13 protein-coding genes and 2 pseudogenes are annotated in these 23,350 nt (G+C 40.8%); 9 read left to right on the top strand and 6 right to left on the bottom strand.

All coding sequences use genetic code 11. The annotated features are described in order from the left end of the window. The first annotated feature begins 683 nt into the window (after window positions 1–683). The 3 genes and pseudogenes from DXA05_RS23590 (at window position 684) to DXA05_RS23580 (ending at window position 5,222) form a co-directional block, all read left to right on the top strand. A pseudogene (locus DXA05_RS23590) lies at window positions 684–1,507 on the top strand (Rpn family recombination-promoting nuclease/putative transposase). Between the two features lie 168 nt (window positions 1,508–1,675). Then, window positions 1,676–3,883: a DUF5686 family protein gene (locus tag DXA05_RS23585; protein WP_165861557.1), complete on the top strand. Its 2,208-nt coding sequence runs from the start codon at window positions 1,676–1,678 to the stop codon at window positions 3,881–3,883. A 208-nt stretch (window positions 3,884–4,091) separates the two neighbouring features. Continuing rightward, the gene (locus tag DXA05_RS23580; protein ID WP_049703296.1) at window positions 4,092–5,222 is read left to right on the top strand and encodes a retron St85 family RNA-directed DNA polymerase; all 1,131 of its coding nucleotides are present in this window, start codon (window positions 4,092–4,094) and stop codon (window positions 5,220–5,222) included. A gap of 49 nt (window positions 5,223–5,271) precedes the next feature. On the opposite strand, the gene DXA05_RS23575 is transcribed toward DXA05_RS23580, so the two are convergent. Continuing rightward, window positions 5,272–11,328 (bottom strand): DUF3320 domain-containing protein, encoded by a 6,057-nt coding sequence (locus DXA05_RS23575; RefSeq protein WP_128859693.1) that lies wholly within the window; start codon window positions 11,326–11,328, stop codon window positions 5,272–5,274. A gap of 96 nt (window positions 11,329–11,424) precedes the next feature. Between DXA05_RS23575 and rpsA the strand changes: the two genes are divergently transcribed. The 6 genes from rpsA to DXA05_RS23545 all read left to right on the top strand — a co-directional run bounded on the left by rpsA (window position 11,425) and on the right by DXA05_RS23545 (window position 17,531). After that, a complete protein-coding gene (gene rpsA, locus DXA05_RS23570) occupies window positions 11,425–13,224 on the top strand; it encodes a 30S ribosomal protein S1 (protein ID WP_008645692.1) in 1,800 nt (599 codons plus the stop codon). A gap of 341 nt (window positions 13,225–13,565) precedes the next feature. Then, complete coding sequence (locus DXA05_RS23565) at window positions 13,566–14,504, top strand: ribonuclease Z (RefSeq protein ID WP_117808976.1); 939 nt, start codon at window positions 13,566–13,568, stop codon at window positions 14,502–14,504. Further along, window positions 14,494–16,035, top strand: a complete 1,542-nt coding sequence (locus DXA05_RS23560) for a L,D-transpeptidase family protein (protein ID WP_225450322.1) — start codon at window positions 14,494–14,496, stop codon at window positions 16,033–16,035. Before DXA05_RS23565 ends, DXA05_RS23560 begins: the two co-directional genes overlap by 11 nt. A gap of 24 nt (window positions 16,036–16,059) precedes the next feature. Next, window positions 16,060–16,611, top strand: coding sequence for a sigma-70 family RNA polymerase sigma factor (locus DXA05_RS23555; RefSeq protein WP_008016827.1), 552 nt, complete (start codon window positions 16,060–16,062; stop codon window positions 16,609–16,611). Between the two features lie 47 nt (window positions 16,612–16,658). Next, entirely contained in the window at window positions 16,659–17,036 is a 378-nt protein-coding gene (locus DXA05_RS23550) for a hypothetical protein (RefSeq protein ID WP_004315844.1), read from the top strand. Between the two features lie 27 nt (window positions 17,037–17,063). Then, window positions 17,064–17,531 (top strand): hypothetical protein, encoded by a 468-nt coding sequence (locus DXA05_RS23545; protein ID WP_004315845.1) that lies wholly within the window; start codon window positions 17,064–17,066, stop codon window positions 17,529–17,531. 181 nt (window positions 17,532–17,712) lie between these two features. Here DXA05_RS23545 and mazG read toward each other — a convergent pair. The 5 genes and pseudogenes from mazG to DXA05_RS23520 all read right to left on the bottom strand — a co-directional run bounded on the left by mazG (window position 17,713) and on the right by DXA05_RS23520 (window position 23,098). Further along, window positions 17,713–18,500: pseudogene (gene mazG, locus DXA05_RS23540) on the bottom strand (nucleoside triphosphate pyrophosphohydrolase). A 37-nt stretch (window positions 18,501–18,537) separates the two neighbouring features. Beyond that, window positions 18,538–19,707 carry an AAA family ATPase gene (locus tag DXA05_RS23535; RefSeq protein WP_117808975.1) on the bottom strand — a complete coding sequence of 390 codons (1,170 nt, stop codon included), beginning with the start codon at window positions 19,705–19,707 and terminating at the stop codon, window positions 18,538–18,540. 105 nt (window positions 19,708–19,812) lie between these two features. Then, window positions 19,813–20,367, bottom strand: a complete 555-nt coding sequence (locus DXA05_RS23530; RefSeq protein WP_117808974.1) for a hypothetical protein — start codon at window positions 20,365–20,367, stop codon at window positions 19,813–19,815. A gap of 15 nt (window positions 20,368–20,382) precedes the next feature. Continuing rightward, window positions 20,383–21,846 carry an AAA family ATPase gene (locus DXA05_RS23525; RefSeq protein ID WP_165861556.1) on the bottom strand — a complete coding sequence of 488 codons (1,464 nt, stop codon included), beginning with the start codon at window positions 21,844–21,846 and terminating at the stop codon, window positions 20,383–20,385. Window positions 21,847–22,540: 694 nt separating this feature from the next. Further along, the gene (locus tag DXA05_RS23520; protein ID WP_117808971.1) at window positions 22,541–23,098 is read right to left on the bottom strand and encodes a PD-(D/E)XK nuclease family protein; all 558 of its coding nucleotides are present in this window, start codon (window positions 23,096–23,098) and stop codon (window positions 22,541–22,543) included. Window positions 23,099–23,350 lie beyond the last annotated feature (252 nt).

Here is a 23,350-nt window from a genome sequence, read left to right as displayed (position 1 = left end):
ACAATTATGCCCTTTCAGGGCGCAAATTCAGATTGTCGTTTTTACGTAGGGCGTTGCCCTACGCTATATAATTAAGCCCTTTCAGGGCACTCCGCAAAATTATCATTTAGTTCATTTATGTACCGTTATGAATCAAACTAGCGGTGGTTTGATTCTTTTCAAAAATCATGGTAAAATAAAGTATATCAACTTCTCTGTCAACTTAGAAATAAAAGTTTACTTTTGCCTTCCACAAGTTTCACAGACTCGTAAGTTGTAGTATGACAGATGTTTGCTGTGATTTAATGACCTCGTTTTAGCTTTTCACACCCTTCACACTCTAACGAAAAGCTCCCCCGGTTCAAACAAAAGCTTAGGCGTTTCCTTATATGGAAGGATATAAGAAGATGAATATGACCGTATAACAGATTGAAATAGTTAACATGGTATCAGCCGACTGCCGTTGACCATACAGCCGACTGCAGTTGTCTAAGTCGCTGACTTTAGTTGACCGAACAGACGACTTTAGTTGTCTATTCATAAATCAACTTTAAAATCGTGATATAGAGTCGATATTACGTAGTATCAAACCATATACTTCATGTTAGGTATTGGTTTGATTTTATTTTATTTTATCCTCCCATACTTGACACTATTCAACAAAAAAACTCTATCTTTGTTCTATAATTGAGATACAAGAAATAATGGGAAGATTTATCAATCCCTTTACCGATTTTGGCTTTAAGTTTTTATTCGGCAGAGAGGTAGAAAAGGAGTTATTAATCGACTTCTTGAATGATTTGCTCGTAGGAGAGCATGTAATTACCGACATCCAGTTCCTAAACAACGAACAGCAGCCGGAAGTAAAAACAGAACGAGGACTTATCTATGATATATATTGTAGAACCAATACGGGGGAGCATATTATCGTAGAAATGCAGAACCGGGAACAGCCTTACTTTAAAGACCGTGCCCTTTTCTATCTCTCTAGGGCTATTACCCAACAAGCGAGAAAAGGGATTTGGAACTTTCAATTAGATGCTGTGTACGGAGTGTTCTTCATGAACTTCGTGATGGACAAGGATATACCCTCTAAAATCAGAACGGATGTTGTCCTTTCTGACAGGGATACAGGTAGCTTTTCAATAGTAAGTTCCGGCAGATTTTTATTGAATTGCCGAACTTTAATAAAGAAGAGGATGAATGTGAAAATGATTTTGAACGCTGGATTTATATATTAAAGCACATGGATACACTTGATCGAATGCCTTTCAAGGCTCGTAAAGCCGTTTTTGAACGACTGGAAAAGTTAGCCTCCAAAGCGAATATGACCCAGGAGGAAAGAATGCAGTACGAGGAAGAATGGAAAGTTTACAACGATTATTTTAATACGTTGGACTTTGCAGAACAAAAAGGTATACAAAAAGGTATACGGGAAACAGCCCGTAAATTGAAAGAATTAGGAGTGGATAATGATATTATCATAAAATCTACGGGTATTTCGAAAGAAGAAATAGAGAAATTATAATCTTTCTCCTATTATTAATAGACGACTCATGCATTCAAACATGAGTCGTTTTTGTTTATTCTTATATTTATATTAATCCGGTGTGAAAAGCTTCCTTCCCCTGATAACTCTTTTTAGTAGCTTAATTCCATTGCTTTTCGATATTCTTTTTTATATTTGCCTACGTTAATGAAGGAGATACGACAATTGAGAGATAAAATATTGATAGGATGCATATTGTGTCTGTTCTCTTTTATATCAAAGGGGGCAGCCAATAATTATATAATGAATCCTTATACTCATCAGGAAATCTCTGCCGACTCCATCATAGAACGTGTGATGACCTTTGCGCCTTTGTATGAAACGATAGTCAGCGAATATCGAGCGAACCTATATATAAAAGGTAAGATGGACATTCAGAAGAAGAATTTTATTCTCCGCTATGTGCCTTCCATGTTTCGTTTGCAAAAGGGCGTTCGCGAATATTTGCTTGAAACGTACAGTGACTTGCATTATACGGCTCCCAATATTTACGACCAGAAAGTAAAAGCCTCCCAGGGAACGGTGAGAGGAAACAGGGGATTGCCGGGCTTGCTCGAATACTTTAATGTAAATATCTACTCTTCGTCTCTGCTGAATGATGAACGCTTGTTATCACCACTGGCTAAAAACGGACAGAAATACTATAAATACCAGATAGACAGTGTGATGGGAGATCCTAATAATCTGGATTATCGAGTCCGCTTTATTCCCCGTACCAAGAGCGATCAGTTGGTAGGTGGATATATGGTGGTTAGCAGCAACGTCTGGAGTGTTCGTGAAATCCGTTTTTCGGGAAGATCGGAGCTGATAACATTTACCTGTTGGATTCAGATGGGAGATGTCGGCAAGAAAAATGAATTTCTGCCGGTGCGTTATGATGTAGAAGCCCTTTTCAAATTCCTCGGAAATAAGGTAGATGGTAATTATACAGCTTCTTTAGATTATAAATCCATCGAACTGAAAGAAAAGAAGGTACGTAAGAAAGAGAAGAGGAAATATAATCTTTCGGAATCTTTCTCTTTACAGTGTGATACGAATGCTTATAAAACGGACGCCTCTACCTTTGCTATCATGCGCCCGATCCCTTTGAACGAGAGCGAGAAAAAACTATATTTCGACAATGCGCTTAGACGTGACACGGCTACCATACAAAAGCCATCCAAGAGTCAGGCCTTTTGGGGAACGATGGGTGACTTGATGGTAGAAGATTATAAATTCAATTTGTCCAATATCGGAAGCGTACGGTTCTCTCCGTTTATAAATCCGCTTTTATTCAGTTATAGCGGAAGCAACGGTTTGTCTTATCGACAGGATTTCCGTTACAACCGTCTTTTCGGAGGGGATAAATTACTTCGTATTGTGCCGAAACTCGGATACAACTTCACGCGTAAAGAGTTCTACTGGTCGTTGAATGCCGACTTTGAATACTGGCCGCAGAAACGGGGATTCTTCCGGTTGAATGTGGGTAATGGTAACCGTATCTATAGCAGTAAGGTGCTCGACGAACTGAAAGCCATGCCGGATAGTATCTTTAATTTCGATTTAATTCATCTTGATTATTTCAAGGACTTGTATTTTAACTTCCGCCATACAGTTGAGATAGTCAACGGACTGGATATCGGTCTGGGTTTCTCTGCCCATAAAAGAACAGCCGTAGAGCCTTCCCGTTTTGTGATTACCGGTGATTATCCGATGCCGCCTCCGGAGTTTATGGATAAATTCAAGAACACTTATATCAGTTTCGCTCCCCGCATCCGGATAGAGTGGACGCCGGGACTCTATTATTATATGAACGGAAAGCGAAAGATAAACTTACATTCTATCTATCCAACCTTCTCGGTCGATTATGAACGGGGAATTAAAGGAGTATTTAAAAGTACGGGCGAATATGAAAGAATAGAGTTTGACCTTCAGCATCAAATCCGGATGGGATTGATGCGTAATATTTATTATCGTTTCGGATTCGGGGCATTCACCAATCAGGATGAACTGTATTTTGTGGACTTTGCCAATTTCTCCCGCCATAATCTTCCCGTAGGCTGGAATGATGAAATCGGCGGAGTATTTCAGGTGCTTGACTCACGTTGGTATAACTCCTCCCGTCGTTATGTGCGGGGACATTTCACCTACGAAGCTCCATTCCTTATTCTCCGGCATCTGATGAAGTACACCCGTTATGTGCAGAATGAACGTATTTACATCAGTGCACTTTCTATGCCGCATCTTCAACCTTATCTGGAAGTCGGATATGGCATCGGTACGCATATTTTCGACGTGGGAGTCTTCGTAAGCAGCGAAAACTGGAAATTCGGAGGAATAGGCTGTAAGTTCACGTTTGAGTTGTTCAACCGATAGTTTTTCTTCGTTCCGGTTGTTTTATCGAAAGATTATACTTATCTTTGTATTAAGAGAGGATGAGGGCAGAATTTAGCATCAAAGAGGTGTAGTCGCCTCGTAAGCACAGGTATTTTTCCTAGAAAATAAATTCTAAGGTATAAATACCTACATTTATTTTAGTAAATAACTCATCCTCTCTTCTCTTTGTTTATATACATAATACAAAATGGACGGAATTCTAATAACGATACTTATTGTCACAGGTTTTCTGATTTATAAGATGATTTCCTCAAGCAGAAAACAAGAGGGGTATAAAAGATGGAAAGCGACAGACGGTAGTAAGGAAGAAAAGACTACTAAAGTAAAATGGGAGCATGGAGCCTGGCTTAGGCATGCTTTGGGAGCGACAGTTTCAAGAGCACAGTATGTTCAAAAGTATGATGAATCGGCTGTTGTCTGGTGTGCCAATCTGTTGGGAATGGAAACGGGACAATTGAAGGAAATACTACGAAACGTTTCTGTGCATTACCGGGAATTTTGGATGAGAAAAAGAAAAGGAGGGTATCGTATGATCTCTGCCCCTAACAAAACAATGCAATCCATTCAAGCGACTATTAATTCTCGTATATTATCACCTGTAACAATGATTCATCCGGCAGCGGTAGGTTTCCGGAACGGTCATTCTGTAGTCGACAATGCCAATCCTCATTTAGGAAAGCGGTATGTGTTGAAAATGGATATTCATGATTTTTTCTTTTCTATACGGAGTCCGAGAGTGAAAAAGACATTTGAGAAGATCGGTTATCCGGAAAATGTATCTAAAGTATTGGGAACGTTGTGTTGTTTGCACAGACACTTGCCGCAGGGAGCACCTACAAGTCCGTCGTTAAGTAATATCGTTAGTTATGAGATGGATAGGAAGTTGGCGGCATTGGCAGCGGAATACGGATTGACTTATACCCGGTATGCCGATGACCTGACTTTTTCGGGAGATGTATTTCCCAAAGAGCAAATCATTCCCCGTATTAAACAAATCATTCGTGATGAGAAATTCGAACCGAATCATAAAAAGACCCGTTTCATCAATGAGTATGGTAGAAAGATTATCACGGGAGTGTCCATCTCTTCTGGTGTGAAACTGACTATCCCTAAAGCCAGAAAGAGAGAGATCCGGAAGAATGTCTATTTCATCCTGACGAAAGGTTTGGCAGAACATCAGCGACGGATTGGTTCGAGTGATCCTGTCTATCTGAAACGGCTGATTGGAGAGCTTTGTTATTGGCGGTCAATAGAACCGGACAATAGCTATGTATCCGATTCTATTGCTGCCCTGAAACGTTTGGAGAAAGGGTACTAATCTATTTCTGTCACCTGAATCTACTAGACAGGATCACTCGAACCAACATTTAATCCGCAATCGTCACCCGTTCGTTTTCAATTTTGGCATAATTCCTTTTCACGGCTTCGCGAATACCTCTTTGCATGGCAGCGTCTATGTTCGATCCCATACGGGCAAAGCCGAATTGTTGTGCACATGCTTTTATCAAATCTGCCACAGGCAGGCTGATGGAGTCTGTCAACAGTTGTCGGATGGCATTGGCTATCTCTTCAGGAGCTATATCTGTCGCTTCCCGCTCGGAAACCGGACGATAAATAGAGTAGGAGATGCATTGCTCTCTATCTTTCCAGCAGAAAACAAATCCTTCATGTTCGGTGCGATAGATATTTAGTGCATCTAAAGCCGTCTCTATCTGTGATTCTACCCGTGCACCCAGACGACTGATTCCCCATTCAGACAGAATCTTCTTGCAAAGCAATGATTTGCTGACCGGAGCTTCATTCTCTATAATCTTCCGTATTTGAGAAGTGAGGATAGAATAGCTTTCACTAAAGAAAAAGTCTTCCGGCGAATAGCTGCCTGGAGTGATCTTTGCCGATCGGTACTTTTGCTGTATTCCGCTTTGTGCGGAAGATGCGGAAGCAGTTTGCTTTTCAGAAGTGGCAGGTGATGCTTTGAGTACAAATGAAATTTCATTGTTATCTCTCTCTGCAGTCGGTACTGCTTCTTTTATTGACTCTTCTTTTATTGGCTCTTCTTTTATTGGCTCTTCTTTTGTTATTTTTTCTTTGTTTGTCGACTCTTTGTTCACAGATTCTTTTTCTGCTGTCATTGGATCAGAATCAATTCCGGTGGTTGTCGTTGTTTGGGCATTAACCTTTGAACTCTTTTTGCGTGCGATAGCCTCTTGAATAGCTGCCATTACTTCGTCCGGTTTTTCCCACCAGTCCATAGTCCATATTCGGTAGATATCCCAGCCGAGTGCTTTCAGTACATTGTTTTGCACAATTTCCCGGTCACGTGCGGTCTTGGTACGTTTGTAGTTTTTGCCGTCGCAGATAATACCTAATTGATAGTTGGAGGTGTTTTCGGTGTCAACGATACCTATATCTATTTTGTAACCGGAGCATCCGATATCTGTATGCACGGTGTATCCCAATGAACGCAGTTTATCGGCAATGATATTCTCGATGGAGGCTGCTGCTTCCGTGGATTGGTCTGTCACATTGTTGATTGTGTTTCTGGTTCCTTTCTCCGCATATTCGAGGAAACGTTTTAATCCGGCTACTCCGATAGAGGAAGTCCGGTTCAGGTCAATCATATCCGATCTTAAAGTGGAATAGATAATCATCTCATACCGGGCACGGGAAACGGCCACATTCAACCTTCTTTCGCCACCTACCCGGTTCAATGGGCCGAAATTCATGCTGACACGTCCTTCCGCATCCGGACCGTAGCCCACAGAAAAGAGAATAACGTCCCGTTCATCTCCCTGCACATTCTCCAGGTTTTTGATAAACAACGGTTCGTCACATTCCAGAGCAAGAGTTTCCAGTTCGGGATGGAAGATAAAGAGGTCGGAAAGTAAGTCTTCTATCAAGGCTTGCTGAACGATGCTGAAAGTCACCACACCGATACTTTTCTTTCTCAATTCCTCGCTTCTCAATCTTCTGGCTATTTCGTCTACCACCGCTTGAGCTTCCGCCCGGTTTTGGCGCGATTTGCCTTTATCATAATAACCGTTGATGTTGACTATCCTGACTTTCGATTCAATGTTGTCCGGAGAAGGGAAAGTCATCAGTTTGTTATCGTAATATTCGGAGTTGCTGAAAGCGATGAGGCTCTCATGTTTGCTTCGATAGTGCCACAATAAATATTTGGAAGGGATAGACAAAGCAAGGCAGTCGTCAAGAATACTCTCCAAATCCTCCATCTCAATATTATCTTCATCTACGGTGCTGACCGAGAAGAAGCTGGTAGGAGGCATTTGTTTCGGGTCCCCCACGATAATCACGTTTTTGCCTCGGGCAATAGCGCCCACCGCTTCATAAGTAGGCATCTGTGACGCTTCGTCAAAGACAATCAAATCGAATTTGTCAGCATCCGTATCAATGAATTGAGCGACGGAAAGCGGGCTCATTAGCATACACGGACACATACGCGACAATAAAGTAGGAATCTGATCGAACAGCTTGCGGATGGATATGCCACGAGCATTGTTGCGGATATTCTTTTGAAGGATGCCCACTTCGGAACTTTGGATAGCTTCGTGAGTAAAAGACGGAATGTTGGAAGCCAGCCGCGCAAACAATTCTTTTTTGGTCGTTTCTTCGAATTTGGCGGATATTTGTTTGTATTTAGCAATAATATCGTTGAAAATTTTGCCGTTGAATAATTCCAGCGTGGGTTCTTTGGCAATGATATACTGAATAACCGCCTGGTAGAAACTCTTGCAGAAGATGTCTGTCAGTTGGTCGGTAGGGATATTCTTTTCCTTATATTCTGTCGCGACAAATCCGATTCCCAGTTTATTCAGAGTTTGGTATGCTTGTAACCACTGATACCAGTCTTTGAGTTTGTCGAGGTTATCTTTCCAGGTTTGGACTTTTGATAGCGCAATCGTTATCCAGTCGGCTGAAGAGGTATAAAGCTCTTCTGTTGATATACCCAACGTGCCGGACAACTTCTTTTCAATGACTGTGAGTGTATCCGACAACTGATACAGTTCATTGAAAGAGTGAGCGTGAATATCTCTGAATGTTTGAATCCCTTCTGTGAGCTGTACAGACAAATTCTGTTTGATTTGTGACACCTTGGCAATGTCCTTTGCGTAATTCAGCAAATGTGAGTGAAGAGAAGCCATATCATTGATAATCTGCTCAATGGCAGTCCAATCCTCATTCTTGCCGAATCGTCCGAACAAAGAGGGGAGTTGGCCAGTGTATTTCTGAACAGCGTCCTTTTCTTCCTGATACCGGATAATCCGGTGGAGTAGCGGTTTGATGTCTTCTGTTTCAATGGTTTTTAAAGCATAGATGTTGATAGCCTTTTTGATTTTTCGCTGACCGAAATATCTGGGAAGGAACCATTGATCGGATACCCGGTTCCATTCGGCTACCGTCTGCTTTGCGTTGATAGACAGAATCTCTTTGGTGAATCCTGCCTCTATTTCTTTTCTTTGTTCATCACGTTTTTGCCCATGAACCACCACTTCACGATATTCATTCAGCGTTTCATTCAATAACGGCAGAGTCAGCAATCCCGGAGTCAGCTCCGGAATATCGAGTATTCTCCGGATGATACAGGCAATCGTTTGGAAATCCTTGCGTGTAGGGTGTATATCCGTATCTTTCAGAAGTACGGAAAATACATCCAACTTCTGCCGGATGGTATTTAATAAATCAATGAAAGCGGTAAGTAATTGGGAGGCTTCTTCTTTTCCGGCAGATGAATATTCGGAAATCGAGATGCCTGTTAATGGATGCCGATAAGGGTGTCCGCACGCATTGGCGGTTCTGACTAACGATTCGATAGCCTCTTCCCATTGCGCAAATGTATCTTTGTCTAATGTATCCAGATAAGGTTGTGGAATCTCAAAACAAGGTTCGACGTCTACAGATTGATAATGGATAATGGCGTCGTATAGTGAAACTCCGAACGGATATTCTTTATGCAGGGCTTCAATATACTGATTCAGTTCTGCCCGCAAATTCAGCAAACGCTCCGCTTCCTTTTTGAATTCTTCGGGAGGTGTCTGCCTGATAATTTCCGTTGTTTCTTTCAGTTGTGAGATAACAGCGGATTTCTTTGTTTTGTTGGAATGAATTTCCAAACAGAACGGAGCCAAACCGATAGCTGCCAGTCGGTTTTGAACAACGGAGAGGGCAGCCATTTTTTCCGCAACGAATAAGACACGTTTCCCTTTGTAAAGCGCGTTGGCGATGATATTGGTAATTGTTTGCGATTTACCCGTTCCCGGAGGGCCGTGCAGGATAAAAGTCTTATCGTGTACGGCTTCGTAAATGGCTTCCAATTGCGAAGAATCGGCGATGATAGGCAATACGATGTCCGTTGGCGACAGTTGTTTGTCCATATCCGTTGCGTCTATTTCTTCTGTTGCGGCTTCCCATTCTATCTTTCCGTTGATGAGGCTTGAAACAATTTTGTTCTGAACCAGTTTATTGGCATTATTGTGAATGTCATTCCACATGATGAACTTATTGAAAGAGAAGATGCCTAAGATGGCCTGCTCTTCCACGTCCCATTTGCGTTGGTTTTTGATACTGTTACGAATGATGGAATAGATCAGTTTGACGTTAACGCCGCTTTCATCGGTGGGCAACGGGTCTAATCCCGATACGGTAATTCCGAAGTTCTGGCGAAGCATTTCTAATAACGTAATATTCATCATCGTTTCCTCTTCCCGTGAACGGATCACATAGCCTTTAGCTGCCGATTTACGGATGATTTCAACCGGCATTAGCAGGATGGGAGCGTAGCGGGGACGTTCGCTGGAAGGAGTCTCGTACCATTTCAAAAGTCCGAGAGCCAGATAAAGAGTGTTGGCTCCGTTTTCTTCAATAGAGGTACGCGAGGAACGGTATAGGTGAGTCAGTGCTTTGCCTAAATCGTTTTCGGACAGATAAAAACGCAGTCTTTTCTGTGAAAGCTCCGAGTTGATGAAACCAACCACCGGATCAGACTCCGGTACAGAGGAATAAATTCCGAAATCCATCGCCGGGCTTTCCCAATCGGCAGGGCGGTGCAGGATGCGGAATTCTTCTCCGTCAGCCAATGCATCTTCCAGACAAGCCAGATTAGCTGGGATCAGTTGGAGCGTGTTTTTGGTAATCCGGATATTCAGCAGGTTGTTGCGAAGGCTCAAGTCCAGCAATCGCCTTTCCCATAACAGTTGTTTGGTGATTACGGTCTGGGTTTCATTGCCCGATAAATCATACGGATTGATACTTTGCGGGGTAGCATGAACGGCACTTTTCTGAATGTTGGTCTCTTTTTCGTCGACTTCCCATACCTGTCCGTGCAAAATACGTTGAGGGATGGGGCGTACACCCGAATATCTCGCTCTCTTGATGTCTATTGCAAGAAGGAAGTTATTCCCGTCTGCCAACTTTCCGTTTGCTTTCTTCACCGCATCGTCAAAATCGGACGAATGTCCCATATTCATGCAGGTCGTTTCAACCAAAGTAATGTCGTAGATTCCTTCCGCTGTTCTTTTCGTTAATAGAGAAACATCATCAATCGTAGGATCCGGGAAAGTTTCCGGCACCAGCCAGGCTCCTGCAAAGGCATGCCCTTGCGTGATGACGATTAAAGCATTCAGCCCGATTGCCTCCAGACAGGAAGCATAGAGCAAAGCCATATCCAGGCAGGTTCCCAATTTCTGTGCCATCACAGAATCGGCTAACCGGACACGCTGCCCATATTCTTCGAAACTGGCGGGAACGGTACTATATATAATCTGTTGCTCCGCGATAGCCGTATAGATGGCAGCCATCTGTTTCCTCACCCTGTCCGGAGTGCGGCTTTGATATTCATCGAGAGACGGGTTGCCGGTCCATTGCCCCAGGATGGAAGCTGCTCTTTTGATAATCGGTGAGATAGCCGTATGATTGGGAGTGATAAAAGCAGCCAGCATTTCGGGCAATACGTTGAGTCCGCCCCATTGGTCGTATGCCAGGATGTCGATAGGATATGTTTGGCAGAATATCGGTTCCGCTTCAGCAGTAATTTCAATTTTCAGGTTGCCGGATAAACGTTCGGTCAGTTGTGTGAAGTAGTTGGCGGACAAAGTGAGATTGAATGACGACAGACGGATCGAACCGTTTGCCGGGATCTGTTCCACAGCCATCGGAGCGGCGTTTCCGAAAGTCGGTTCTGTCGTGATTACTACTTGAATGTCCTTCAGTGGGACAGATGTCGTGTTCTCAATAGAAAGCTGATGAATGACCGATGCTCCGTTTTGTTGTATCGCAAAATTAATAAGCGGTAAATAGTCGCATTGCACCTTGACTTTGTCCAATCTCTCGTCCATGGCAAAAACTGTATAAATTAAGAATTGCAATATTACAAAAAATACGGATATAAATCTCTTTTCTTCTGCCATTCTTTTGTCAATCAAGAAAATATTTCTACCTTTGCGCCCGATTTATAGATAATATAATGTCTTATTTAATTAAAGTATTAAACAATTTTATTATTAATGGAAAACTTAAAGAACGTAGCTCCTATTGAAGATTTCAACTGGGATGCTTATGAAAATGGCGAAACAGTAACCAACGTTAGCCACGATGAACTTGAAAAAGCTTACGACGGTACGCTTAACAAAGTGAACGACCGTGAGGTTGTTGACGGAACCGTAATCGCAATGAACAAGCGTGAAGTAGTTGTGAACATCGGTTACAAATCAGACGGTATCATCCCTTTGAATGAATTCCGTTACAATCCGGACCTGAAAGTAGGTGATACTGTAGAAGTATACATCGAAAACCAGGAAGACAAAAAAGGACAGCTCGTTCTGTCACACAGAAAAGCCCGCGCTACTCGTTCTTGGGATCGCGTTAACGCTGCTCTGGAAAATGAAGAAATTATCAAGGGTTACATCAAGTGCCGCACGAAGGGTGGTATGATCGTAGACGTATTTGGAATCGAAGCATTCTTGCCGGGTTCTCAAATCGACGTTAAACCGATCCGCGACTATGATGTATTCGTTGGCAAAACAATGGAATTCAAAGTGGTTAAAATTAACCAGGAATTCAAAAACGTTGTTGTATCTCACAAGGCTCTTATCGAAGCTGAACTGGAACAACAGAAGAAAGAAATCATCGGTAAACTCGAAAAAGGACAAGTTCTTGAAGGAACTGTTAAAAATATCACATCTTACGGTGTATTCATCGACCTTGGTGGCGTAGACGGTTTGATTCACATTACTGACCTTTCTTGGGGACGTGTTAGCGATCCGAAAGAAGTGGTTGAACTGGATCAGAAGCTCAACGTTGTTATCCTTGACTTCGATGACGAAAAGAAACGTATCGCTCTTGGCTTGAAACAACTGACTCCGCACCCATGGGATGCTCTTGATACTGACTTGAAGGTTGGTGACAAGGTGAAAGGTAAAGTGGTTGTTATGGCTGACTACGGTGCATTCATCGAAATCGCTGCTGGCGTAGAAGGTTTGATCCACGTTTCAGAAATGTCTTGGAGCCAACACCTGCGTTCTGCACAAGATTTCATGAAGGTAGGCGACGAAGTAGAAGCTGTTGTTCTTACACTTGACCGCGAAGAACGTAAGATGTCTTTGGGTATCAAACAACTGAAACAAGATCCATGGGAAACAATCGAAGAAAAGTATCCTGTAGGTTCTAAGCATACTGCAAAAGTACGTAACTTCACTAACTTCGGTGTATTCGTAGAAATCGAAGAAGGTGTAGACGGCTTGATCCACATCTCTGACCTTTCTTGGACTAAGAAAGTAAAACACCCGTCAGAATTTACACAGATTGGTGCTGACATCGAAGTTCAGGTATTGGAAATCGATAAAGACAACCGTCGTTTGAGCCTTGGCCACAAACAACTCGAAGAAAATCCTTGGGATGTATTCGAAACAGTGTTCACTGTAGGTTCTGTACACGAAGGTACTATCATCGAAATGTTGGATAAGGGTGCTGTTGTAGCTCTTCCTTACGGTGTAGAAGGTTTCGCAACTCCGAAACACCTTGTAAAAGAAGACGGTTCACAAGCACAGTTGGATGAGAAACTTGAATTCAAAGTGATCGAGTTCAATAAAGACGCTAAGAGAATCATCCTGTCTCACAGCCGTATCTTCGAAGATGTAGCTAAAGCTGAAGAAAGAGCAGAAAAGAAAGCTGCTTCTGGCGCAAAGAAAGCATCTTCTGGTAAGAGAGAAGATTCTCCGATGATTCAAAACCAAGCTGCTTCAACTACTCTGGGCGACATCGACGCTCTGGCTGCATTGAAAGAACAGTTGGAAGGAAAGAAATAATCTGAACAGAATATTTTTTGATGAAGGCGCTCCCGGTTGGGGGCGCCTTTTTTTATTCACCACAGAGGACGTAGAGGACACAGAGGGTAAGAAGGGTAGGGAGGATATAGAGAGGGTATAGAGGACAGGAAGGATATGGAGAATACAGAGGGTGTGAAGGCTTGATTTAACAAACTAACGATGGCGATATATTTTATTTATATAAATCTACCCTCTTCTTATCCTCCGCATCTTCTCCATATCCTCCTTACCCTTCTTACCCTCTGCGTCCTCCGTGGTGAATAGAAAAAAAGTTTCTTCCTTTGCAAGATTGAATCTGAAATGCTTTATCTTTGCATACCATGGAAAAATTTGAGTTACATATATTGGGATGCGGTTCCGCTTTGCCTACCACGCGACATTTTGCGACCTCTCAAGTCGTAAACCTGCGTGAAAAACTATTTATGATTGATTGTGGCGAGGGAGCACAAATGCAGTTACGCCGTTCGCGACTGAAATTTTCCCGATTGAATCATATCTTCATCTCTCATCTACATGGTGACCATTGTTTCGGATTATTGGGGCTGATCTCTACATTCGGATTATTGGGAAGAACAGCCGATTTGCATATTCATTCTCCACGAGGACTGGAAGAACTGTTTGCACCGATGCTTGCTTACTTTTGCAAGACTTTGACTTATAAGGTGTTCTTCCATGAATTCGAAACGAAAGAGCCGATGCTTGTCTATGATGACCGTTCGGTGACTGTAACCACCATCCCTTTAAAACATCGAATTCCCTGCTGCGGTTTCCTTTTTGAAGAGAAACAGCGTCCGAACCATATTATCAGAGACATGGTGGACTTTTATAAAGTCCCCGTCTATGAACTGAACCGTATCAAGAACGGAGCAGACTTTGTAACTCCCGAAGGAGAAGTAATACCCAATTTGCGTCTGACCCGTCCTTCGGCTCCGGCCCGTAAATATGCTTATTGCTCCGATACAATCTATCGCCCGTCGCTTGCCGAACAAATCAGCAATGTAGATTTGCTTTTCCATGAGGCTACCTTTGCGCAGACAGAGCAGGCACGTGCCAAGGAAACTTATCATACTACGGCTGCGCAAGCCGCACAACTAGCTTTGGACGCCAATGTGAAACAATTGGTGATCGGACACTTTTCAGCCCGTTACGAGGATGAATCTATTTTGCTTAATGAAGCGTCCGCCATTTTCCCGCAAACGATTTTAGCGAAAGAGAATATGTGTATTGACGTTGATGGAGGAACTGTGTATGAGAAATAGACGTCTGCTTTGGGGAGCGGTAATCCTGTTCATCGGTTGTTTGGCAGCCTGTAAAAAAGAGAAACCCCAATCTCCGATACCGGACTCTCTGGCTTCCCTGCAAGAGTTGTTCAACCCTGCTTATCAAATAGATGCCGACAGTATTCGTCTGATGATTCGTTCCTATTTGAACGAAAACCCTATAACTCCCTGGGATTCGGCTTTGCTGGCCCATTATCGGGAAAAAGATGAATTCTTCTGGTTGAATGACTCGCTCGTGTCCGATAAACCTGCCGCACAGGTGGCGGACTCTATGTTGTTCTGGCTGGGAGACATCTCACGGCATGGCATTAACCCGAATCTTTATTCGGTCGATAGCATCCGTGAGAGATTGCAACAAATACGTTCTTTGAAGTTGCAGGAAGGAAAGACAATGAACCGTCTGTTGGCAGATGTGGAATATCAGTTGACAGCCGCATATCTTTCGTATGTGTGCCAGTTGAAGTTTGGTTTCTTGCCTTCGGAACGCAGATGGAATGATTCGATCAATCGTATTCCCTTAAAACATTGTGATGTTACTTTTGCAAATGCCGCCCTCGATTCCTTGCGTGCAAATCCAATTGCTGCTTTTCACGGAGCACAGCCTTCTTCTCCGCTTTATCGCAAGATGCAGGAAGAACTGGTTCGTGTAAATGCTTGGGGGAAAACGGATACTACGGATTATTACCGGAATCGTCTGTTGGTAAATATGGAGCGGGCACGTTGGCAATATGCATTGGACAAAGGACAGAAATATGTGATAGCCAATGTGGCGGCATTCATGTTGCAGGCAATCAACGAAGAAACGGACTCTATCCTGGAGATGCGTATCTGTGTGGGGAGTGTGAAAAATAAAACTCCTCTGTTGTCGAGCAGGATTTATTATATGGAACTGAATCCGTATTGGAATGTACCTCAAAGTATTATCCGGAAAGAAATCATCCCTACTTATCGCAGAGATACGACCTATTTCACCCGTAATCGCATGAAGGTATACGATAAGAACGGCTTACAAGTAAACCCTCATCAGGTTAATTGGGCTAAATATGCAGGAAAAGGTGTACCTTATACGGTGAAGCAGGACAATAAAACGGGGAATTCATTGGGACGCATCATCTTCCGCTTTCCTAATCCTCATTCTGTATATCTGCACGATACTCCTTCCCGGTGGGCTTTCACGCGAAACAATCGTGCGGTGAGCCACGGTTGCGTCCGCCTTCAGAAAGCACTCGACTTCGCTTTCTTCCTGTTGAAAGAACCGGATGAATTATTGGAAGACCGTATCCGTATTGCAATGGATATCAAGCCGGTAAGTGAAGAGGGGAAGAAGCTGCCTGTCAGTGCGGCCTACCGCGAACTGAAACATTATAGTTTAGAGAAATATATACCTTTATTTATAGATTATCAGACGGTTTATCTGTCTGCCGATAATAATTTGAGGTATTGTGAGGACATTTATAAATATGATTCGTCTTTACTAGAGGCAATGAACAACCTGAATTTGAAACCATAAATAAACATACAGATACAAGAGATTATGATTCCTTATAACGAACGCGAAGTTCTGAAACTCCTTCAGGAGGAGAGTACACAGCGGAAAGGATTTGAAATGATTGTGGCGCAGTATAGCGAGCAATTATATTGGCAAATCCGCCGGATGGTACTGTCGCATGAGGATGCGAACGATCTCCTGCAAAACACTTTCATCAAGGCATGGACGAATATTGATTATTTCCGTGCCGAGGCGAAACTGTCTACCTGGCTCTATCGCATCGCGCTGAACGAATGTCTTACCTTTCTGAACAAGCAGCGCGCTATGACTACCGTGGATATTGACGATCCTGAAGCTGCGATTGTGCAGAAGCTGGAAAGTGACTCCTACTTTTCGGGCGACGAAATACAGTTGTGTCTGCAAAAAGCTCTATTGACTTTGCCGGAAAAACAGCGTATGGTGTTCAACCTGAAATATTATCAGGAAATGAAATACGAAGAGATGTCGGAAATCTTCGGCACATCGGTTGGTGCGCTCAAAGCGTCATATCATCATGCGGTGAAGAAAATAGAGAAGTTTTTAGAAGAAATAGATTAAACCTTTTAAATTGGACGTTGTCTAAGTAAAAGAGAGGAGAAAAACGTATGAAAGAAGAAGATATCCTATTGAAGAAGCTTGGTAAGGAAAATTCCTTCAAAGTGCCTGATGGTTACTTTGAAAACCTGACTTCGGAGGTAATGAATAAACTTCCTGAAAAAGAAAAAGTTGTTTTCAAGGAAGAATCTGTCAGCACATGGACAAGACTGAAACCATTGCTCTATCTCGCTGCTATGTTTGTAGGTGCGGCCCTGATTATCCGGGTAGCGTCGACAGATCACAAGCCTGCTGCGGTCGATGAAGTGGCGGTGACGGAGGTGGATACTGAAGTCGTATCGGACGAAATGCTGGATGTGGCACTGGACCGTGCTATGCTGGATGATTATTCGTTATATGTTTATTTGAGTGACGCAAGTGTAGAATGATTTATTAAAACTGATTGAATACAGAAAATGAGAAAACTAATCGCATGGGTTGTTTTGTTGTGTGGCTTTATGCCTGTTCTTTGGGCTGCTGACGGATGTGATCAGCATTTATCCCGGGAGGAGTTCAGGGCAAAACAAAAGGAATTCATTACCGAACAGGCAGGATTGAGTAAAAAGGAGGCAGCCAAGTTCTTTCCCGTCTATTTTGAACTTCAGGATAAGAAGAAGAAACTGAATGATGAATCGTGGGATTTGATGCGCAAAGGTAAAGATGATAAGACGACGGAAGCTCAATATGCAGAAATCAACGATAAGATAGCCAACAATCGTATTGCTGCCGATCAGCTTGATAAGACTTATCTGGGTAAGTTCAAAAAGATTCTTTCCAGTAAGAAGATATTTCTCGTGCAGCGTGCGGAAATGCGCTTCCACCGGGAGATGATAAAAGGAATGAATCGTGGCAAGGATAAAGGAAACGATTCGAAGAAGAAATAAAGAAAAACAGAGCGTCTAACTCGTATGAATAGACGCTCTGTTTGAGTAAAATAGAGGCTCTACTCGCACGGAATAGAGCCTCTATTTTTTTATTTAGATAGCATTGATTTTAAGTATTCTATTTCTGCAATCAATAGTGGAATATCCTGTTTGGCATGTAAATCAATGTTACTCATAGGTCTTACAGTCCTTTTTTCTTTGCTTCATTCCAAATAGCATCCATCTCTTCAAGAGACATATCCTTCAGGCTTTTTCCTTCCTTGATAGTATGTTCCTCCAAATAATTGAAGCGACGGATAAACTTTTGGTTGGTAAGTTCCAAAGCGTTATCAGGATTGATCTTGTAGAGACGCGCTGCATTGATAAGGCTAAACATGACGTCGCCGAATTCAGCTTCTGCCTTGTCCTTATCCATATTAGCTACTTCATCCTGAAACTCTCCGATTTCTTCCTTCACTTTATCCCATACCTGTTCACGCTCTTCCCAGTCGAAACCTACATTACGGGCTTTGTCTTGAATACGATAAGCCTTGATGAGCGAGGGGAGGGCAGCGGGTACACCGCTCAATACACTCTTATTGCCGTCTTTCTCCTTTAGCTTCAACTGTTCCCAATTTTCGGAAACTTGTCCTGCTGTCTCTGCTTTTACCTCTCCGAATACATGCGGGTGACGGAAAATCAGTTTATCACACAGTTTGTCGCAAACATCTTTGATGTCAAAATCTCCTGTTTCCGAGCCTATCTTGGCATAGAAAGCAACGTGCAATAATACGTCGCCCAATTCCTTGCAGATTTCTTTCTTGTCATCCCTCATCAGGCGTCGCAAAGTTCGTAAGTCTCTTCTATGGTGTTGGGACGCAGACTTTCATTGGTCTGTTTGCGGTCCCAGGGACATTTAACACGCAGTTCGTCGAGAATGTCCAGGAAGCGTCCGAAGGCTTCCATCTGTTCTTGTCTGGTATGTGACATAAATATATTTTGTATTAAAATTGTTATAAGGCTATTATTAATAATTCATTCCGAAATTCCAAAGTGGAATAATATTCCCGTATCCGGTTTCTATATCATCTTTTACAATGTATCCTTCTTTGGCTCCGGTTATTTGTTGTTGTCCTTTGTTTTTTCCGCCTATTTCAAATGTTCTTTCTCCTATTTGGAAATCTGAGATTTTGGAAGATATAATATCCTGTTTAACTCGCATTTGGTTATAAAAAAATGTTTCGCGGATATTACCGATATTGGAATTTTCTCCTCCTAATGCATAAATGAGATTAGTATTATCAAGATATATTTTTTCTACTTTGCCCAGACCTCTGACCCCGCCTGTGTCATCGCGAACTTGAGCTATCATCCCCGCTTTCTCGATATAAAGTAAGTAATCGCTTAAATAATTACGACTAACTCCAATGATGTCAGCAAGTTTTTGCATGACAGGCTTAAATGGAACGCTTTTGGCAATAATCATCAACAGTTGTTTCAATTTACGTCCTGTGGAGACATTCATATTAGCATATTGAGGTATGTCATTTTCCATAGTCTGGTTGATTACTTGGTTCAACTCGATTTCAAAAGTGATATCTTTGCTAAACGGGTAATAGCCGTGTTGTATATATTCAGCGAATAGCGGAAGTGGATGTGCTATTCCCGGAATTTCAACTTTATGTTCCAGTATCTCTTCTAATGTGTAGACTGGTACATGAATTTGATGGAACATACTTAAATATTCTCTGAAAGACAGCCCTTGCATTTCATAGATGGGGGCACGTCTGCTTAAATCTGCCGTTCCTTTATAAATATCTAAAATAGAGGAACCGGTGAAAAGAACTTGCATATCAGGATAAGAATCGAATATCTGCTTCAATTCACGAGACCAGTTAGGGTATTTGTGTATTTCATCAATAAATAGGTGCTTGCCACCTTGTTTGCTGAATTTGTCTGTTAGGTCAATTAGGGAATTATCGGCAAAGTACATATTGTCTGCTGAAACATACAATGTGTCTTTCGGATTCATGTTCTGCTTGATATGTTGAAGGAACATGGTGGTTTTACCTACTCCGCGTGGCCCAACAAGTCCGAGCATATGGCTATCCCAGTTTATTTCAGTATACTTGTATCGGATGAAATCGGTACTTGTAGCTTTAAGGAGTTTATTGAAGTTTTCGTATAATCTGTCCATGGTTGGTATATATTTATATGCAAATATACGTCAATTGCACAACAAAAGTGCAGAAAATTGTAGTTTTCTGCACTTTTGTTGTGCAATTGGGAACTTCTTAAAATTCTATTCCCAATCAAGATATGATAGTATAGATTGAAAAATTTGTAGACTAATTAATAAAAAGCCATCATTGAAAGGTGCATTACCATAGTCATCATTACTTATTTTTATAATATCAAGGGAACGTGATTCAAAATACTGAGTTGTTTGTTTTGTATTTCCTTCTCCTTCAAAACTGAAAGGATATATAGCAACCAATACTGGTTGGATATTATTGTTTGCAGCATATTGCTCAATCTCTTTAGCTAAATGACCTCCTGTTTTGCCACGTATGCCACAGATAATAAATATAGATTCTATTCCATTTAAAACATCAAGTAGTATTGTTGATAAATCTTGTTCAGTAGAAATAAACCAAGGCTCTTCTTTGTGGACATTTTGGCTATTGTCTAATCCTAAAAAGTGTATGTTAGGGGAATTAAGTTTTGTGTTGTCAAATGTGAAATTGGCTCCTTTGGGATAGATGGTTTTCTGTTTCGTTATCTGTAAGTCATTGATAATGTTACATCCGGCACCTCCTGTACCAATAATTAAGATCTGTTTCATGGCATTTTTCATTTTGTAGTCGTTTTGTTAATACTTGATTTTTTGAATGGCATTTAATATATCACTTGTAGTTAATTCTATAAGTGTTTTTTCATCCTTTATTTGTATAGAAGCTATTCGGTTGGCTTGTTCCTCAATACATTTTTCAAATAAGTTGCGTACAAAGCGGGCATTGCCGAAGGTGTTGCTTCTGTGAGAATAAACATATTGCATCTTTTCATGTAGAATTTTCTGACTTTCCGGTGAAAGCGAATAGGCATTCTTTGAAGTCATTTTAGTAAATATATCTGTTAGTTCTTGCGTATTATAATCTTGGAAATGTATATATCTATTAATCCTTGACATCATACCTGGATTGGTGGATAGAAAATCAGTCATTTCTTTTTCATATCCAGCTAAAATGATAACCAAATTATTTCTATCATTTTCCATTCGAGTAATTAATGTGTCTATGGCTTCTTTTCCATAACTGTCATCTTTTCTTTCAAATAGAGAGTAAGCTTCGTCAATAAAGAGTACATTTCCTATGGACTTGTCTACCAATTCATTTGTTTTTATAGCTGTTTGTCCTAAATAGGCACTTACAAGGTCGCTTCTGCCAACTTCTATTAAATCTCCATTTGTGATAATTCCTAATAATTTGTATGCTTTCGCCAATATTCTTGCTACTGTCGTTTTTCCTGTTCCGGGTGAGCCTATGAAAGCACAATGATAAGACAGATTAGATATTGGCATTCCATTTCTTTGTCTTTCCTGTTGTATAGTTATGGTATTGATGAATGTTTCTAATTCTTGTTTGACTTCTTGTAATCCTATTAATTCATGAAATTCATTGTAAACTTCTTGTATATTATGATATGCATGTTTGGAGGAAACTTCGTTTTCTTTGTTGGCAGATGATTGAATATCATCAGAATCTGTTATTTCTTGAGAAAGGATTGTCCCATATTTTAATTTTTCTAATTCTTGTTTTCTCTTTTGGATATTGTATTGTTCCATAAGAATTTCTGGCTTTCTGAAAAAATCCTTGAGTATCTGAAAAAAAACGGAAAACTCTTTAGAATTGTCATGGCAATTATTGTAAATATCCAGATAAAAACCTTTATTGACTGTCGGATTTATACGCTTCAATTGAGGTAAAATCTGAATAGTATGTAATATGGATTGTTCGTAAATGGAGTATGCAAACCAAATCTTTGTAATTGAAAAGTTTCCATCCTTGTCAAGGATGAAATTTGTATCTTTAGGATATATGACAGAATAGGGGGAATCCAGATCAGCATCATAGCGGAATGTTTGTATATCGGGACTACATTTATATAATGCTTGAATTAACATAATTAAGGTTTGTCCTTTGTCATTTCGTAGATTGGTTGGATTTCCTCCGTTGTTTAAATATAGTTCGATAAGGTCTAAAGCTAATAGGTATTGTAATTTACGATTTCCAATAAGACATTTATGAGTTTTTATACGGGATGCCATTGTTATCATTGATGTAGAATGATCATAGAATGGTAAATATTGTATTAGTAGTATGTTGGCTTTTGTATAAAGACTACTTGCATGAGTAAGACTTTTTACAAAATGGATATAAAATATATCATATTTAATACAGAACCAAAGAATAGGAATAATGAGGAATGTCCATACCCAACTCATCCATAAAAGAATGAAACATATTGCTATAATTAAATATCCTGTTATACTGATCTTTTCATAATATTTATTTAGAAAATAAGAATAGAAAGCCATATTAATAAATGAAAAGGCAAAAATATTAATGCTATTGTATATGTTATCCAGATGCCGCAGGTATAAGATAATCGGAATCCAAATCTATCAACATTGCTGTTGTGGAAGAAGAAACTATAAGATAAAATCTCATCAATGTTTTTGTACGAAAAAACTGCAATTCTAATCGGAATAATGAGACATATTGAAAGCCATATGCATAAGAGTATTAACCAAAGAGTTTTGTTGTTGGGCAGATACTCCATAATAGGGTGGAAACCATCAATAGGATGGAAATCATTTGATTTACAAAATATATGTGTGAATATGTATGCTGCAAATAAACATTGTGGAATTTTGCTTACAAACCAAAATTTGATAGTGTTATTCATGCTGATTTTCTTATTTTGATACTGATATTTCGTATTTAGGTAATTCCGTAAATATATAAATTCTACCAATATCTTAACCAAAACTCGTTAAACAAATCGCTTTCCGAATCTTGCTGTTCATAATCATTTAAATCTCCCAGGCAGAATGGAGTATATCCGTTCTCTTTACATTCGTTTGTTAGCATATCCGGCATTTCATCCAAGGCGGTGATTAGTATATAATGTCTTTTAGCATCAGGCATATACTCTTTACATACTTGGTCGAAAATGACCTTGTATCTTGCTAATTGATTATGGTGAGTCTGTGTATATGCTTTGTTCTCAATCAAAACAGCATGAAATTCTTCTTTTCCATTACATGTAATCCGTATGTTTGCCCAAAGGTCAATGTATTTCCATTGTTTCCAAGTCTCGACGGAGGCGACTTGCACGTCGTCTGTCATTTCGATGCCAATCAGTTTACCGAGAATCTTTCTACAATATTGATAAAGGACGGGATTCTCTTCACTGTATTGCTGCACAGATCTACGTAAGGTCCATGAAAGAATAAAGTCTATCATGGTTTCTTTTTGGGAATCTCCTTCGGAGGAATCTTTCATTAGTAATGATACTTTTTCCATATTTATATAGTTTGAAATTAATGTATGGGTAAAAAAAGAGCGTAAACTAACTTTTATCCTTATTTATTCGCTTAGGCTCTCGCATGTAACCATACTATTTTCCGCCACGCCAATTTTATCGGCTGTCTTTCAGCCGATAAAATAAAAATGCCCGTAAGAAAATATTTTTGTTTTAACATTCCGGTTTATAGAAACATGGCAGAAGAGCCTTCTTGTCGCAGTCCTTACCATGAAGAATACATTCAAACAAGT

The organism is Bacteroides sp. AM54-2NS (genome assembly GCF_003602935.1).
In the GTDB taxonomy this organism is placed as follows: Bacteria; Bacteroidota; Bacteroidia; order Bacteroidales; family Bacteroidaceae; genus Bacteroides; species Bacteroides xylanisolvens.
Note: the sequence above shows the minus strand (reverse complement) of the source record. Positions and strands in the feature narration are given on the sequence as shown.

Coding starts and splice junctions, on each gene's coding strand:
- DXA05_RS23585 (WP_165861557.1), top strand. CDS start 1,676: ATGAAGGAGATACGACAATTGAGAGATAAAATATTGATAGGATGCATA.
- DXA05_RS23580 (WP_049703296.1), top strand. CDS start 4,092: ATGGACGGAATTCTAATAACGATACTTATTGTCACAGGTTTTCTGATT.
- DXA05_RS23575 (WP_128859693.1), bottom strand. CDS start 11,328: ATGGCAGAAGAAAAGAGATTTATATCCGTATTTTTTGTAATATTGCAA.
- rpsA (WP_008645692.1), top strand. CDS start 11,425: ATGGAAAACTTAAAGAACGTAGCTCCTATTGAAGATTTCAACTGGGAT.
- DXA05_RS23565 (WP_117808976.1), top strand. CDS start 13,566: ATGGAAAAATTTGAGTTACATATATTGGGATGCGGTTCCGCTTTGCCT.
- DXA05_RS23560 (WP_225450322.1), top strand. CDS start 14,494: ATGAGAAATAGACGTCTGCTTTGGGGAGCGGTAATCCTGTTCATCGGT.
- DXA05_RS23555 (WP_008016827.1), top strand. CDS start 16,060: ATGATTCCTTATAACGAACGCGAAGTTCTGAAACTCCTTCAGGAGGAG.
- DXA05_RS23550 (WP_004315844.1), top strand. CDS start 16,659: ATGAAAGAAGAAGATATCCTATTGAAGAAGCTTGGTAAGGAAAATTCC.
- DXA05_RS23545 (WP_004315845.1), top strand. CDS start 17,064: ATGAGAAAACTAATCGCATGGGTTGTTTTGTTGTGTGGCTTTATGCCT.
- DXA05_RS23535 (WP_117808975.1), bottom strand. CDS start 19,707: ATGGACAGATTATACGAAAACTTCAATAAACTCCTTAAAGCTACAAGT.
- DXA05_RS23530 (WP_117808974.1), bottom strand. CDS start 20,367: ATGAAAAATGCCATGAAACAGATCTTAATTATTGGTACAGGAGGTGCC.
- DXA05_RS23525 (WP_165861556.1), bottom strand. CDS start 21,846: ATGATAACAATGGCATCCCGTATAAAAACTCATAAATGTCTTATTGGA.
- DXA05_RS23520 (WP_117808971.1), bottom strand. CDS start 23,098: ATGGAAAAAGTATCATTACTAATGAAAGATTCCTCCGAAGGAGATTCC.